This is a genomic window from Ruminococcus sp. 1001136sp1 (assembly GCF_039841815.1).
Classification (GTDB): domain Bacteria; phylum Bacillota; class Clostridia; order Lachnospirales; family Lachnospiraceae; genus Blautia_A; species Blautia_A faecis.
In genome coordinates, this window is record NZ_JBDPGY010000037.1 from 1 (window position 1) to 14,539 (window position 14,539).

14 protein-coding genes and 3 pseudogenes are annotated in these 14,539 nt (G+C 42.4%); 6 read left to right on the forward strand and 11 right to left on the reverse strand.

Annotated features, from left to right (window positions below; translation table 11 throughout):
• Positions 1-121 precede the first annotated feature (121 nt).
• The 5 genes from ABHC48_RS19680 to pcrA all read right to left on the reverse strand — a co-directional run bounded on the left by ABHC48_RS19680 (position 122) and on the right by pcrA (position 6,065).
• Positions 122-565: a GNAT family N-acetyltransferase gene (locus tag ABHC48_RS19680; protein WP_195700068.1), complete on the reverse strand. Its 444-nt coding sequence runs from the start codon at positions 563-565 to the stop codon at positions 122-124.
• Positions 566-602: 37 nt separating this feature from the next.
• Positions 603-1,337, reverse strand: coding sequence for a helix-turn-helix transcriptional regulator (locus ABHC48_RS19685; protein WP_195700069.1), 735 nt, complete (start codon positions 1,335-1,337; stop codon positions 603-605).
• Positions 1,338-1,729: 392 nt separating this feature from the next.
• Positions 1,730-3,100, reverse strand: coding sequence for a 23S rRNA (uracil(1939)-C(5))-methyltransferase RlmD (gene rlmD, locus ABHC48_RS19690; protein WP_195700070.1), 1,371 nt, complete (start codon positions 3,098-3,100; stop codon positions 1,730-1,732).
• A gap of 387 nt (positions 3,101-3,487) precedes the next feature.
• Positions 3,488-3,718 carry a hypothetical protein gene (locus tag ABHC48_RS19695; protein ID WP_173716615.1) on the reverse strand — a complete coding sequence of 77 codons (231 nt, stop codon included), beginning with the start codon at positions 3,716-3,718 and terminating at the stop codon, positions 3,488-3,490.
• A gap of 115 nt (positions 3,719-3,833) precedes the next feature.
• Complete coding sequence (pcrA, locus tag ABHC48_RS19700) at positions 3,834-6,065, reverse strand: DNA helicase PcrA (protein WP_195700071.1); 2,232 nt, start codon at positions 6,063-6,065, stop codon at positions 3,834-3,836.
• A gap of 30 nt (positions 6,066-6,095) precedes the next feature.
• On the opposite strand from pcrA, the pseudogene ABHC48_RS19705 reads away from it, so the two are divergent.
• A pseudogene (locus tag ABHC48_RS19705) lies at positions 6,096-6,263 on the forward strand (DUF6783 domain-containing protein).
• 195 nt (positions 6,264-6,458) lie between these two features.
• Positions 6,459-7,085, forward strand: a complete 627-nt coding sequence (locus ABHC48_RS19710; protein ID WP_118578215.1) for a DUF1836 domain-containing protein — start codon at positions 6,459-6,461, stop codon at positions 7,083-7,085.
• A gap of 92 nt (positions 7,086-7,177) precedes the next feature.
• Here ABHC48_RS19710 and ABHC48_RS19715 read toward each other — a convergent pair whose 3' ends face one another.
• A complete protein-coding gene (locus ABHC48_RS19715) occupies positions 7,178-7,504 on the reverse strand; it encodes a YerC/YecD family TrpR-related protein (RefSeq protein WP_118578214.1) in 327 nt (108 codons plus the stop codon).
• A gap of 227 nt (positions 7,505-7,731) precedes the next feature.
• On the opposite strand from ABHC48_RS19715, the gene ABHC48_RS19720 reads away from it, so the two are divergent.
• The gene (locus ABHC48_RS19720; RefSeq protein WP_118578213.1) at positions 7,732-8,427 is read left to right on the forward strand and encodes a YesL family protein; all 696 of its coding nucleotides are present in this window, start codon (positions 7,732-7,734) and stop codon (positions 8,425-8,427) included.
• Positions 8,424-9,356, forward strand: a complete 933-nt coding sequence (locus ABHC48_RS19725; RefSeq protein ID WP_207749353.1) for a TIGR01212 family radical SAM protein — start codon at positions 8,424-8,426, stop codon at positions 9,354-9,356. The genes ABHC48_RS19720 and ABHC48_RS19725 overlap by 4 nt, the downstream gene beginning before the upstream one ends.
• Here the strand turns inward: ABHC48_RS19725 and ABHC48_RS19730 are convergent.
• A pseudogene (locus tag ABHC48_RS19730) lies at positions 9,329-9,436 on the reverse strand (DUF6783 domain-containing protein); the annotation flags it as partial. The gene ABHC48_RS19725 and the pseudogene ABHC48_RS19730 sit on opposite strands and share 28 nt — an antisense overlap.
• On the opposite strand from ABHC48_RS19730, the pseudogene ABHC48_RS19735 reads away from it, so the two are divergent.
• Both ABHC48_RS19735 and ABHC48_RS19740 read left to right on the forward strand, forming a co-directional pair.
• Positions 9,413-9,463: pseudogene (locus tag ABHC48_RS19735) on the forward strand (hypothetical protein); the annotation flags it as partial. The pseudogenes ABHC48_RS19730 and ABHC48_RS19735 overlap by 24 nt on opposite strands.
• 168 nt (positions 9,464-9,631) lie before the next feature.
• Positions 9,632-10,144, forward strand: a complete 513-nt coding sequence (locus ABHC48_RS19740) for a DUF4364 family protein (RefSeq protein WP_148461144.1) — start codon at positions 9,632-9,634, stop codon at positions 10,142-10,144.
• A 127-nt stretch (positions 10,145-10,271) separates the two neighbouring features.
• Here the strand turns inward: ABHC48_RS19740 and ABHC48_RS19745 are convergent, their stop codons facing one another.
• From ABHC48_RS19745 to ABHC48_RS19760, 4 genes are all read right to left on the reverse strand, one after another.
• Positions 10,272-11,594 (reverse strand): replication-associated recombination protein A, encoded by a 1,323-nt coding sequence (locus ABHC48_RS19745; protein ID WP_195700072.1) that lies wholly within the window; start codon positions 11,592-11,594, stop codon positions 10,272-10,274.
• 287 nt (positions 11,595-11,881) lie between these two features.
• On the reverse strand, positions 11,882-12,694 hold the full coding sequence (locus tag ABHC48_RS19750; protein WP_243284572.1) for a polysaccharide deacetylase family protein: 813 nt from the start codon (positions 12,692-12,694) through the stop codon (positions 11,882-11,884).
• A 275-nt stretch (positions 12,695-12,969) separates the two neighbouring features.
• Positions 12,970-13,587, reverse strand: coding sequence for a cytidylate kinase-like family protein (locus tag ABHC48_RS19755; RefSeq protein WP_148461142.1), 618 nt, complete (start codon positions 13,585-13,587; stop codon positions 12,970-12,972).
• 469 nt (positions 13,588-14,056) lie between these two features.
• Positions 14,057-14,539: transposase (locus ABHC48_RS19760; RefSeq protein ID WP_347506006.1), on the reverse strand; the 483-nt coding region annotated here is incomplete at its 5' end.

Below are 14,539 nucleotides of genomic sequence, written 5' to 3' on the forward strand. Positions count from 1 at the left end.
TGTGGTGACTTAACAATACTACTTGTAGGACTTGGTTTCCACTGCTTTTTATTAAAGTGTAAAGAAAAACTGCGCCATAGCCTTGGCAGGCCATCGCGCAGCGATTTTGTTCAACGTGAAGTTATAAACATCTTTGCAAATATATCATATCTATCAACTGTACACCGCCCTCATAAATTGGGTGGTCATAATTGTCAGTAAAGAAATTGGGAATCTTGTGAGAACGAACAAATCCACATTTTTCGTAAAATGGTATCGTCAATGGACTGTCACCTGTTCCAACTTGCAAAACAGAATATTCATCTGCATATTTACTGGCAAGAAAATCAATTAGTGCTTTGCCATAGCCCTTTCCCTGATTTTCCGGATCGACTGCGATATTCTTGATTTCAAGTATTCCATTACCTTCATCGGTAACAACACATTCTGCTTTTTCATCATTGTCTTCAAGCACATACATAGTACCTTTTTCAAGATAGCGCTCAACCATGCTCTCTTGTTCATCAGCTAATAACAATAATGATATAAATTTCTTTTTATTTTCGTTCACTTCTCGGATTTTCATATCCATCACTCCGTCAAACGTGAATTTCTCGATGGAATTACTGACCTACTTGAAAAAGCTCTACACTATATTGGGCAGGCTTATCCTTGTCAAAATAAACATTCGCATACAAATCTTCCTTCCGCTGAAATGGTGTCAAAACATAATAATTGCTTACCGCTTTGTATTCCTTGCCCTCATACATAAATCCACAGACAACTCTGCAACTGGTATAATTTCCAACTCTAATCCATACTGCCGGAATTATATCCTTGATTTCGGTATCTATGCAAACACCCAAGTACTTCATTTTTTTCAATTTTTTCTTATCGTATGCCAGCTTACTCATTGAAACAAAAAACAATACCAGCCATACAGAAGCATTGATTAACATGGTTTTCAGAATAGTCGAACTATAAAAACTCCCAACAAGGCCAATAACTAATTCAACCACTGCTACAAGCAAGGTAACATTGGCACATATGTAGAATAAATATTTTACAGGCTTAAGATTGGCGAGCTGTTTTTCCTTAAAAAGATTAGAAATATTTTCTTCTGCCTTTCCTTTATATTCTTCCGCTGATATACGTTCTCCTGAAAAGAGCTCATTCAAACTAATTCCTAAAGCAGTGCACAAAGGCTGTAAAAGCGATACATCTGGCATCCCTTTTCCATTTTCCCATTTGGAAACAGCCTGATTAGTAATATCTAATAATTCAGCAAGCTGCATTTGTGTGAGTTTTTTTTCTTTTCTACACTGTGCAATAAATGCACCTATTTTTTTCTGATCCATAAAACGACTCTCCTTTTCTATCCTTTGACCACAGCATATCAAAAAGAAGTTATTTAGAACATACAAAGCGTTGATGAGAGTATCAACGCTTTGTTGAATTGAATAAATACCGATTTACCGAATTTTTCCTTCACATCTAATCCACTGCCTGCAACTACCCCAAATGGTCGAGTTGCCAGATTGGTTGTCATCCTTTTCCGTTTTTCAAAAATCAGCCCGAAATCCCTGACATCTAATCCACTGTCTCAAATCGCGACATCTAATCCGAGGTTACAACCTGACACACATTTTGCAGTAGATATGTTTCCATATAAGAAAACCGAGCTTTTCGCAAGGCTCCTCTGATGATGCTCACCTCGCAAAAAGCCCGGAAATACGCCGCTTTCTGGCACTTATTTATCTTTTCTTGACATCAATACTACCGTCTCAACGTGCACCGTCTCACAAAACTGATCCACGCTGCAGCTGCGCTGAACCTCATAACCAGCTGCCAGAAATGCTGGTAAATCTCTTGCAAGACTTGTTGGTTTGCAGGAGATATAGACGATGTTCTCTACTCCATATGCCAGGATCTTCGGCAGCGCTTTGGGGTGGATTCCATCGCGAGGGGGATCCAGAATGATCATATCTGGTTTTTCAGTAAGATCGTCCAGGACTTTCAGGACGTCACCTGCGATGAAACGGCAATTGGTGAGACCATTTAAGGCGGCATTTACTTTTGCAGCTTCCACAGCTTCCTCAACAATTTCCACGCCGATAACCTCTTTCGCAACAGAAGCAAGAAGCTGGGCAATAGTTCCAGTACCGCTGTAGAGGTCAAATACTTCTTTATCCTTGGTGTCACCAATGTAATCACGCACAATGGAGTACAATACTTCGGCTGCCAGTGAGTTTGGCTGGAAGAAGGAAAATGTACTAATCTTAAACCGCAGACCCAGCAACGTTTCATAGAAGTAATCCTGTCCATAAAGTAATCTGGTTTCATCGCTCTGCACCACATCAGACAGAGAATCATTGATAATGTGCATAATTCCCACGATTTTTCCCTCCAGCGGAAGAGCCAGAAGCCTTGATACCAGCAGCGCATAGTCGTACTCTGCCTGGCTTGTGGTGATCACATGTACCAGAATTTCACCAGAGGTCACACCGCGGCGCAGAAGCAAGTGGCGCAGATAACCAGTATGCTGCATTTTCTTATAATGCACAGCCCCAAGCTCTGTAAAAAAGTCCAGCACACTGGAAAGGATCGCCGTCATATCCGGATGCACCAGCTTGCAGTCAGAAGCTGTCAGTACGTCGTAAGTGCTGCCTTTCTTGTGCAAACCAAGAGAAAGAGGACCATCTTTATATTCATCTCCAAAGGAAAATTCCATCTTATTACGGTAACCAAATTCAATAGGACTTCCGTGGATTCCTTCCCAGTGAAGGTCTGTACCAATACCTACTGCCTCCTGGAGAAGTCCTTTCACCTGAGTTTCCTTCATTTTTAACTGTTCTTCGTAGGACATTGTCTGGTACATGCAGCCACCACATGCTGGAAAAATCTTACATACAGGCTCTCTTACCTCAATGGGAGAATTCTCCAGAACCTCCAAAAGCCTGCCTTCAGCCCTACCCGAGCGCTTCTTATTGATCATAAAGCGAACCTTCTGACCTGGAATTCCATTTTTTACAATTACTTTTTCTCCATCTATGTTCACATATCCCTTGTTGGGGAAATCAACTTTCTCGATAATTCCTTCGTAAATCTCTCCTTTTTTCATAAATCCTCCATAAAATAATTGTATATAGATCGTAACTATTCCGCAGCTGTCTTTTATATATAATGCTGTCGCCAATAGATTACTGTTCACTGGTAACGTTCCGCGAGGTGTTTTTTTGTGAACAAAGTTCACAGAAAAACACCTTGCGGCGCGAAATCATGCGAATGCATGATTTCTATGCATCGCGAAGCGTATTACTATGAAGATACAGAACAATTACCTTAAATCAAAAATAAGGTATACGGGGGAGCATAACTGCTATATGCCCGTATACCTTTTCATTTAATATTCACTCACTTATTAAAAATCCCCGAAATTATCCACATCCAAACCAGATTTGTATTCCAAAAATTGTGGACGACCGTAGATATCCGCTAAACGTCTTACTTATTTCTCCTCATCCTCGAAATAATCGTCATAATCATCATCAAAGTCTTCCTCGAAGTCTTCAAGATAATCCGGTGCAAAGAAGCGATATACTGCAAATGCAATTCCTGCAACAGCAGCTACAGCGCCAATGATAGCCAGTACCCAGAGGACTGTATTCTTCTGCTTCTCATCTTCTTTTTTCTTAAGTAATGATAATAATTCCTCGAGCTTATCCATTTTAATGTTCATGTGATACCATCCTCTCTTTCAAAGTACTCATTAGGTTTATTTATTATACCACTTTTGCAATTATTTTACCATAGTTAATATATTAATTTTAAATTTTTCCAAACCCAATTTCCAATCAAATTTTCTTCAGCTTGGCAAAGCTTGCGAACATCTTCTTCACACCAACCTTATCAAACTCCACTGTAACCTCATAATCACGACCGCCTTCCACGATTTCTTTCACAATTCCAACGCCAAATTTAATATGGCGAACCGTATCTCCCACCTCATAATCCAGCGAATTGGCTTTTGTTACTTTAAATTCTCTTGGCTTGTAATTTCTGCCCTGGAGAATTTCTTTCATCTTGGAGTATTTCGCCGGTGTTGGGATTAGTTCCTCCACTTTCGGCTTCTTCTCCTGAATAGTGTGTCCCAGATCTACCAGTTCTCTTGGAATCTCTCTCACAAACCTGGAAACCCTGTTATACTGAGTCTCTCCACGGATCATCCTCTGCTGGGCGCAAGTCAAAGTAAGGTCTTTCATTGCACGGGTAATTCCCACGTAACAAAGTCTTCTCTCTTCTTCCATCTCCCCGTCATCGCCATAGCTGATGGTCATATGACTAGGGAAAATGCCGTCTTCCATTCCTACCATAAACACCTTCGGAAACTCCAGACCCTTGGCACTATGTAAAGTCATAAGGAGCACATAATCCTGATCCGGATCTACAGTATCAATATCTGCTACCAGAGCCACCTCTTCCAGAAAGCCAGAAAGCGTAGCCGGCTGATTCTGCTCCTCCATAGCCTCCTGATAAGCCACAGTCTTGGAAATCAACTCATCAATATTCTCAATTCTTGCTCTCGATTCTTCTGTATCCTCAGCTTCCAGCTCTGCCACATAACCTGTGGAATCAATTACCTCCTGCAGGATTTCCTCCACAGTCAGCACATCTGCCTTGCTCTTCAGCATCTGTATAAAAGTTACAAAGCCATCGATCTTTGACAAGCTTCTTCCAATAGAAGGAACCTCTTCAGCCACGCGCAATGCCTCATACAGACTGATTCCCATATTGTCCGCATAATCCTGAACACGTCCAAGTGTCGTTGCACCGATTCCACGCTTCGGCACATTGATGATTCGCTGCACAGCAAGATCATCTCTGGCATTATTAATCGTTTTCAGATAACAGAGAAGATCCTTGATTTCCTTACGCGCATAGAAGTTAACGCCTCCTACCAGTTTATATGGAATATTGGCTGCAATAAATTTCTCCTCAAAAATACGGGACTGGGCATTGGTACGATAAAGAATGGCACAATCACGGTAGTTCCCAAGACCGTTTCTTTTTAACTTACCGATTTCCCCTGCCACATACTCTGCTTCCTCATAGGCATTCAAAAACTGGCGAAAATGCACCTTGCTGCCTTCTTCGTTCTCTGTCCACAGGGTTTTTGCCTTACGCTCAGTATTATTCGCGATCACCTGGTTCGCTGCATTCAGGATATTCCTTGTAGAGCGGTAGTTCTGCTCCAGACGGATTACCCTGGCATCTGGAAAAACATGCTCAAATCCAAGAATATTTCCAATATTAGCCCCACGGAATTTATAAATGGACTGGTCATCATCACCTACCACACAAAGATTCTGATACCGCTGGGCCAGAAGACTGATAAACTTAAACTGTGCAGTATTGGTATCCTGATACTCATCCACCATAATGTATTTAAACCGCTCCTGATAGTACTCCAGCACTGCACCGCATTTTTCAAAAAGCTCCACCGTCTTTACGATCAGATCATCAAAGTCCAGTGCATTATTCTTGCGAAGAGCAGCCTGGTATTCACGGTAAACAGAAGCCACTTTCTTCATATTGTAATCTCCGGCAGCTTTCATCTCCATATCATCTGGTGTAAGCAGCTCGTCCTTGGCATGGGAAATCTGGGCAAGAAGGGAACGCTCTTTATAAATCTTGGTGTCAATGTTCATCTTCCTGCACACATCTTTCATAAGAGACTTCTGGTCATCTGTATCATAGATTGTAAAATTCGTGTCATATCCCAGATTATCAATATGTCTCCGAAGGATTCTTACGCAGGCTGAGTGGAAAGTAGACACCCAGATACTCTCAGAACCAAAGCCCACCAGCTTATCCACACGCTCTCTCATCTCCTGAGCAGCCTTATTGGTAAAAGTAATAGCCAGAATGTTCCACGGATTTACTCCCTTTTCATCCATCAGATAGGCAATCCTGTGTGTCAGCACTCTTGTCTTGCCGGAACCAGCTCCCGCCAGGATCAGGACTGGTCCCTCTGTCTGTGCTACCGCCTCGCGCTGAGGGGGATTTAATGTATCATATATGCTCATTTATGTTCTCCTTTTTTCGCTAACGCATGTTTGAAAAAAGCTTTCTGCAGGATGTGCGCCACAATTTGTAGGAGCTTCCGCCCTGATGAGGGCGTCACAGCGGACTGCGACAACTGAATTCGGACGAAATATACCGTCAAATGGGGCATGCAGATTGCGGGAATGATTTTTCAAATAGTTAAATTTCATTATACATGAAATCCTTATCTCCCACAACCCCGAACGTGCAGAAAATCCAAACATAGATTCGGGTTTTTACTGTTTACCAGTAACATTCCGCGAGGTGTTTTTTGTAAACAAAGTTCTGGTTTTTTTCTGTTTTTCACAAGATCTGAAAAAAACAGTTTACAAGTAGTTTTAAAAACTATATAATAAGGAGCAGAGGTGATAAAAATGACAGCTGATGATAAATCCATATTAAAGAGCATTCTGGAGCACATTTCCGGAATGGATTATATAAAACCAGAAGATCTTCCAAACATCGACCTGTACATGGATCAGGTCACCACGTTTATGGAGGATCAGCTTGCGTCCACAAAGCGTCACGATGATGACAAGATCCTGACAAAGACCATGATCAATAACTACGCCAAGAATAACCTGCTCCCTTCCCCTGAGAAGAAGCGCTATTCCAAAGATCATCTGCTCATGCTGATCTTCATTTATTATTTTAAGAATATTCTGTCCATCACAGACATCCAGAAGCTTCTCGGTCCCATCACAGCGAAATACTTTAAAGGTGAGCCAGGCAAGGACATGACCTATGTATATAATGAAGTTTTTGGAATGGAGAACCGCAAGATTGACCAGTTGATCAAGAATCTTCTGAAGGATTACCGTTTCTCCAGCGCCACTTTCCAGGATGCAGATGAGGAAGATCAGGAATTTCTGAAGCGATTCAGTTTTATCTGTCTCATGAGCTTTGATGTCTACATTAAGAAGATGATCATTGAGAAAATGATCGATGACATTTCCCCATCTGAGCCCAGGGACAAACATAAGAAGAATAAAGACAAATAACAGTACAAAACCCGCGAAATTATCTCATAGCACAATTTCGCGGGTTTTCTTTCGTATATTCTATTCTATTTCGGATTCAGATCCTCTGACGCTTATTCGTCCTTCTGATCCAGAGAACGGTTCTGCTCTTTTTTCTCTTCCATTCTCTTAAATACCATATCATAACCGTCATTGCCATAATTCAGAGAACGGTTTACACGGCTGATCGTGGCTGTGGAAGCACCGGTCTTCTCAGAAATGTCAAGGTAAGTTCTCTTATCCATCAGCATTTTGGCCACTTCAAATCTCTGAGATAAAGAAAGAAGTTCGTTAATGGTACACACATCCTCAAAGAAAGTGTAGCACTCTTCCTTATCCTTCAGACAAAGTATGGCCTCAAAAAGATGGTCAACTGCCTCAGTTCTGATATTTTTACTCATTTCGCTACTCCTTTTTCTATATTTAATGTTTATTATTCTCTTTTCAATGATTACTATTTTAACACTCTGACGTGTGATAAGCAAGGACTTTCTATAAATATTTTTGTGAAGATTATATAGTTTTTATGTTCTTTTTTATTTTCAAATTGCTTTTTTTTCACAGATTCGTTATACTATGTGATAAGCTCATTAATGCTATATACAAAATAGAAAAGAGGAATTTTTGAATGGATCGTTTTTTCAACATGGATAACAAATTTTTCACCTTCATGAGCAGGGTGGCAGATCTTATCATTCTGAATCTGCTTTGCATTGTCTGCTGCATTCCGGTGGTGACCATTGGACCTTCCATTGCCGCCATGTTCTACGTCACTTTGAAAATGGTTCGTAATGAAGAGTCTTATATCGTCCGCGGATTTTTTAAATCCTTTAAACAGAATCTGAAACAGGGTATTGTGATCAATCTGATCATGCTTGCGGCCGCCCTTTTGCTGTACTTTGACATTAGCATCTGCCGCAGCACACCTGGCACCATCGGTAAGGTTCTTATGGTATTATTTATGATGATCCTGGTCGTTTACCTGATGATCTTCCTGTACATCTACCCTGTTCTTGCGAAATTTTACAATACCATCAAGAATACTTTTACCAACGCATTTTTGATGTCCATCCGCCATCTTCCATATACAGCACTTATGATCCTTGTCACTGCAGCCCCGGTTCTTGTATTTTTTATTCCAAGTGCCCAGGTACAGTCCATGGTCATCCTGCTGCTGGTGCTCATTGGATTTTCCGGAATTGCATACATCAATTCCCATTTCTTTGTGAAAATTTTTGACAAATATATTCCGGAAGAAACCTCTGAGCCGAATCCTGACAGTGTAGTAGACCACAGTCTTGATTCCGACAATAAGAATTTATGATCACCAGCTGGAATGGAAAGCCCTATCACTCCCTTGACTATATGCTAAAGGAGCGCTTCGGGGAAAAGGTTTATAAAGTCACCTTAAACGGCGGCATGAGCTGTCCCAACCGCGATGGTACAATAGGACACGGCGGCTGCATCTTCTGCAGCGAAGGTGGCAGCGGTGATTTTGCCGCCAGTGCAGCCCTCTCTATCCATGAACAGATAGACAGCCAAATTGCCATGCTTTCCGCCAAAAGACCTATTCACAAATACATCGCCTATTTTCAGGCTTACACCAATACTTATGCTCCTGTGCCTTATCTGGAAAAAATTTTTCAGGAAGCTATTTCCCATCCGGGGATTGTGGCACTTTCTATTGGTACAAGGCCGGATTGCCTGGAGGACGATGTAGTAGAACTTCTTTCCCGGCTAAACATGGTTAAACCAGTCTGGGTAGAACTGGGACTTCAAACCATTCATGAATCTACCGCAGCTTATATCAGGCGAGGTTACCCTCTATCCTGCTTTGAAGACTCCCTTAAGAGACTCCGCACAGCTGGTCTGGAAGTAGTAGTTCATACCATTCTCGGGCTTCCCGGCGAATCCAGGGAAGATATGCTGGCTACTATGGATTATTTAAATGCCCGTGATATTCAGGGAATCAAGCTTCAGCTGCTCCACGTTCTGAAAGGCACTGACCTTGCATATGATTATCTTGCCGGGAAATTTAAAGTGCTGGAACGCGCCGAATATATTGACCTTGTAGCAGACTGCCTGGAACATCTGGATCCATCCATTGTGATCCACCGGGTTACCGGCGATGGGCCGAAAGATCTGCTGATCGCCCCTCTATGGGCCAGCAGAAAAAGAGAAGTGCTGAATCTGCTCCACCACCGTTTGAAAGAGCGTCAGAGTTTTCAGGGCAAAGCATTAGAGCGTGTTTGAAAAAGGCTTTCTGCAAGATGTGCGTCACAATTTGTGGGAGATTTTGTCCGATTGAGGGAGGCGTAGCGGGCTACGCCGACTGAAAGAGGGCAAAATCTCCCGCAAAGTGGGGCGTGCAGATTGCGGGAATGATTTTTCAAACACGCTCCAGAGTCTGTTTGAAATATTATTCCCGCAATCTCCCGCAAAGTGTAATACACATCTTGCAGAAAGCTTTTTCAAACACACTCGAATTTAGAACTAATGCAATATTTCACCAGAAGGGAGGCTGGAAAATGGCTACACCATTTACTGTTTACAAACTGATCATCCTATATATGCTTCGGAATTCTTCGTCCCCCATCACTAATTCAGAAATTTCAGAATTTATTCTGGACCACGAGTACACGAATTATTTCCATTTGCAACAGGCCCTTTCCGAGCTTGAGGAAACAGAGCTGATTGAGAAGCGTACCATTTCCAATACTTCCTACTATTATCTTACTGAAGATGGAAAAAACACGCTCACCTATTTCGAGAATGATATTTCCCAGGACATCCGTACTGAAGTGCTCCAGTACCTTGCAGCCAGAGGTGCCTCCACAAAGAATCAGGTGAAAGCTCAAGCCGATTATTACATTAATAATCAGGGAGAATATGTGGTTCACCTTCAGCTTTTGCAGAAGGGTGCTTCTGTGATCGATCTTTCTCTTGCAGCGCCATCTCTTTCCGCTGCAAAGGCCATGTGCAGGCAGTGGCCCAAGAAATATGAAGAAATTTATGCAAAAATAATGGAGGGGCTTTTATAAAGCTCCTCCACTTTTTATTTCAGATTTTGTAATTATTCAGTACCTTCACAGCTGCACGCTTGGCAAAATAGCACTTGCTGATAATTACTCAATATTTATTCCAACGCGTGTTTGAAAAATCATTCCTTCAATCTGCATGCTCTTTTATAAACTTCATGTGTTCCTTCAGTTTCTTCTCATATCCCATATCTGACAGCTCATAGAATTTCTCTCCCTGGATCTCATCTGGCAGATACTGCTGCTTTACATAATGATTTGGATAATCGTGGGCATACTTATAGCCCATTCCATGTCCCAGCTTCTCATGCCCTCCATAATGGGCATCCTGAAGATGAGCCGGAACAGTCGTCCTGGTACGCTTCACACTGTCCATTGCTGCAAAAATAGCATTCACCGCTGCATTACTCTTAGGTGCACATGCCATATATGCGGCAGCCTGGGAAAGAATGATCTGGGATTCCGGCATTCCCACCCGCTCAACTGCCTGGGCTGCTGCGGTTGCCACTACCAGGGCCTGGGGATCTGCATTTCCAATATCTTCAGAAGCAAGGATCATCATACGTCTTGCAATAAATTTCACATCTTCACCTGCATACAGCATCTTCGCCAGATAATAAACTGCAGCATCCGGATCGGAACCGCGCATACTCTTGATAAATGCAGAAATAATATCATAATGGTTATCTCCATCTTTATCATAGCGCACCACACGCTTCTGGATACACTCAGAAGCCACATCCAGAGTAATATGGATCTTGCCGTCTGAAGCTCTTGGCGTAGTAAGAATGCCAAGCTCTATGGCATTCAGAGCGCTTCTGGCATCTCCTCCTGCCATATCTGCCAGAAACTCCAGGGCATCTTCATCCAGAACCGCATTATAGCTTCCCATGCCCTTTTCCTTATCGTTCACTGCCCGCAGGAGCAGTTCTTTAATCTCCGGAATCTCCAGCGCCTTCAACTCAAATACAATAGAACGTGAAAGGAGAGCACCGTTTACCTCAAAATAGGGATTCTCTGTGGTGGCTCCAATAAGGATGATGGTTCCGTCCTCCACAAAAGGCAAAAGATAATCCTGCTGTCCTTTATTAAAGCGATGAATCTCATCAATAAATAAAATCGTCTTTCGCCCATACATTCCAAGGGCATTCTGAGCCTGTTTTACCACTTCTTCCATATCTTTCTTGCCTGCTACGGTGGCATTGATCTGGGTAAAGTCTGCGCTAGTAGTATTGGCGATGACTTTAGCCAAGGTGGTCTTTCCGGTTCCTGGAGGACCGTAAAAAATAACGGAAGTCAGCTTATCTGCCTTGATGGCTCTGTAAAGTAATTTATCTTTTCCCACAATTTGCTGCTGTCCCACTACTTCCTCCAGTTTCGTAGGGCGAAGACGTGAGGCAAGTGGGGATTCATTCTCCATTGTCCTGGATTTCGCATATTCAAATAAATCCATGTATTTCTCTCCAATTCAAAAGTAATTTTCCGTACATTTGTTCTAATTATAATCTATATTTCTCATTTAGGCAAGTTTATAAAGCTATTTTTTAACTGTTCGCGGAACATTACATTACTGTTCACTGGTAACGTTCCGCGAGGCGTTTTTTGTGAACAAAGTTCACAGAAAATCCGAGAATTGCGGCGCGAAATCATGCGAATGCATGATTTCTGTGCATCGCGAAGCGCGTTATTGTGAACGGAGTGAACAGTAACACATTACCAATGAACATCTTTAACGATCTTTTACGGCAATATCAGTTCCTCTACAGTCACGAATTCATATTCTTCTGCCATCAGAAGATCCACAATCTGAAGCGCTGCATCTACTGAGCTTTGGTAAGCATCATGCATCAGGATCACTGCCCCGTCTGACACTTCCGACCGCACAATTTTCATAATCGAATCTACATTTTTACTCTTCCAGTCCAAAGTATCCACATCCCAGAGTACAGGAAACATCTCCACATAAAAATCCAGATTTTTTCGCCACTCCCCATATGGCGGTCTTAACCATGCCGGGTACACACCTGTGATTTCAAAGATTTTCTGGTTGGTTGTCTCAATTTCTTCTTTTGCTGCCTCCTTTGAAATCTTATCCAGCTGTACATGATTGTATGTATGATTCCCGATCAGATGACCTTCCTCCTGTATTTGCTTCACCAAGGCCTCTTTTCCCTCAATATTCTTCCCCATGAGAAAAAAAGTAGCATGAACCCCTCTCTCCTTCAGCCCTTTCAGAAGCAGCGGCGTATATTTACTGTTAGGACCGTCATCAAAAGTCAGAGCTGCTTTTTTCTTTTCCGTCACATTCTTTTCCAAAGTATCTTCCAGCTTCTTTTCTGACCTTCTATTCCTAGCCCCTATCACTTTGTCACTGACAGTTTTTTCCTCTCTTTTTCCGTTCCCCTTCTGCGCACCTTCCTGTTCCCGCCCGGCACAGGCATATTCCTGCACTTCTTTTGCATTCTCCCGGATTCTCACAGTTTCCAGCCTTGCCAGCAGCACCGCCAACGCGATAAATTCTACCCACATCACCAGATGTCTTTTTTCCTTCATATCCCGCCGCCTGACATCTGTCTTTCCTGATAATATATGTTTATGAAATGTAAAAAAGAATCCTGCTTGCAGGATTCTCCGCCTGCGGCGGGTCGCCTCGAGCGACAACTACCTTTCCGCCGCAGTGCGATCCTGCCCGGTAGGGCTTTTAATGTAACAGGAAATCCAAACGGAATTTCCTGTTACATTAAAAAGCACTGGCAATCTCTTTCAAAATCACCAGTGCTCTTCCTTTTGTTTTCACATCATATGCTGCTATGTGACACAGCCTGTTATTATTTCAGCAGCTTCAGCTGATTTTCAATTTCTTCGATGCATTTCTCATATCCAAGCTTGCTGCTATCCAGACACAGGTCATACTGAGTGGCATCCTTCCATTCCTCACCTGTGAATCTGCGGTAATACTCATCCTTACGTTTGTCATCCTTCTGAAGGAATTTTTCGATCTCTTTCTGGCTCATGCTCAGCTTCTCAGCAGCCTTTTCCATTCGGAAATTCCAATCAGCGTGAATAAATACACGAAGCACATTTGGATAATCCTTCAAAATATAGTTGGAGCATCTTCCGATGATCACGCAGGACTCCTTCCCTGCCAGTTCACGGATGATCTTTGCCTGATAATTAAACAGGTTCTCATCAGAGGTGAAGTCCTTACTCTGAGGCGAGATCAGCTCACCGCTGTAAATTCCATTCTTCCCGAAAAGCGGTTTTTTTGCGCTGGAATACTCATCTACTCTTCCAAAAAGAGTTTCGTGAATTCCGCTGTCCTCAGATGCCATGCGGATAATATCCTTGTCGTAATATCCAATCCCTAATTTCTTCGCAAGCATTTCACCAACGGTACGTCCACCGCTTCCGTACTGTCTTGCAATTGTAATTACGAAATTGTCCATTTCTCTCCTCCTCATATAATCAAGTATTTTTTATTGAAAATTCAAGGTTTTTCAACCTTTATATCTCAGTGAATAAGCCGAAGCTATGAGCATTTCAATGTATCATGTACTGAAATAATGGTTAAAAGGTATACGAAATAAAACGTCATTGATTTCCGCTTTACTGGCCTTGTGTATACCCATCCCTCTATGGCAGCTAACCTCCTATATCCACCAGGATCATCTCTGTCTCCAGAGGTCCTAACTTCCTTCGTCCTGCCTGCCCATAACCAGGGTGTCAGCTATGCTCCTTAACGGGGTCATGTGCCCCATGGTGACTATTTCTGCCGACTACTGGCTCATTCTTTGTATTGTTGATTACTGACTTGCTTCCTGTACCAGCACTGTGAGCAGTGGACGTTATCTGTTACATTCTGCTTGATTCAGTGGCTGTCCACATGACAGCCTCCACTATAGTTACTTGTCTTTCTTACGCAGCCTGTAGATAAACTGCCGGTCTCTTGATGTCACTGACCATTTTTTTCGGATCATAATCCACACCTTTAGTCAGCATCGCATAAAAGACACGTATCAACTTGGCTGCAATCGCCATAAGTGACTGCATTTTTTTCAACGGATTCAGCCTTCTGGTTGTGTAATAATTATGGAGTTCCCTGAACTCCTGGTTCTTCGACACAAGTGACATTGCAACCTCAAAGAGCAGATATCTGAGTCTCTTTCGACCTCGTCTGCTTATTGTTGTCTCGCCTTTGTGCTTTCCCGAACTATTTTCAACCAATGCCAATCCTGCAAGCTTCTGCAGTTCCTTCGGATTATTGAAGCGGCTGATATCACCTACTTCTGCAAGGAACCCTGACACTGTCCTGATTCCCACTCCTTTGATCTCTAACAGCTTTTCAGCCATCGGAATCTTTCTTACCAGTTCTTCAATTAGAACCATAACTTCTTGTAG

Excerpts from the sequence above, each read along its gene's own strand:
- ABHC48_RS19710 (WP_118578215.1), top strand. The coding sequence starts at position 6,459 with ATGACAGCTGATGATAAATCCATATTAAAGAGCATTCTGGAGCACATT.
- pcrA (WP_195700071.1), bottom strand. The coding sequence starts at position 6,065 with ATGAGCATATATGATACATTAAATCCCCCTCAGCGCGAGGCGGTAGCA.
- ABHC48_RS19740 (WP_148461144.1), top strand. The coding sequence starts at position 9,632 with ATGGCTACACCATTTACTGTTTACAAACTGATCATCCTATATATGCTT.
- ABHC48_RS19720 (WP_118578213.1), top strand. The coding sequence starts at position 7,732 with ATGGATCGTTTTTTCAACATGGATAACAAATTTTTCACCTTCATGAGC.
- ABHC48_RS19715 (WP_118578214.1), bottom strand. The coding sequence starts at position 7,504 with ATGAGTAAAAATATCAGAACTGAGGCAGTTGACCATCTTTTTGAGGCC.
- ABHC48_RS19745 (WP_195700072.1), bottom strand. The coding sequence starts at position 11,594 with ATGGATTTATTTGAATATGCGAAATCCAGGACAATGGAGAATGAATCC.
- rlmD (WP_195700070.1), bottom strand. The coding sequence starts at position 3,100 with ATGAAAAAAGGAGAGATTTACGAAGGAATTATCGAGAAAGTTGATTTC.
- ABHC48_RS19725 (WP_207749353.1), top strand. The coding sequence starts at position 8,424 with ATGATCACCAGCTGGAATGGAAAGCCCTATCACTCCCTTGACTATATG.
- ABHC48_RS19755 (WP_148461142.1), bottom strand. The coding sequence starts at position 13,587 with ATGGACAATTTCGTAATTACAATTGCAAGACAGTACGGAAGCGGTGGA.
- ABHC48_RS19680 (WP_195700068.1), bottom strand. The coding sequence starts at position 565 with ATGAAAATCCGAGAAGTGAACGAAAATAAAAAGAAATTTATATCATTA.
- ABHC48_RS19695 (WP_173716615.1), bottom strand. The coding sequence starts at position 3,718 with ATGAACATTAAAATGGATAAGCTCGAGGAATTATTATCATTACTTAAG.
- ABHC48_RS19750 (WP_243284572.1), bottom strand. The coding sequence starts at position 12,694 with ATGAAGGAAAAAAGACATCTGGTGATGTGGGTAGAATTTATCGCGTTG.
- ABHC48_RS19685 (WP_195700069.1), bottom strand. The coding sequence starts at position 1,337 with ATGGATCAGAAAAAAATAGGTGCATTTATTGCACAGTGTAGAAAAGAA.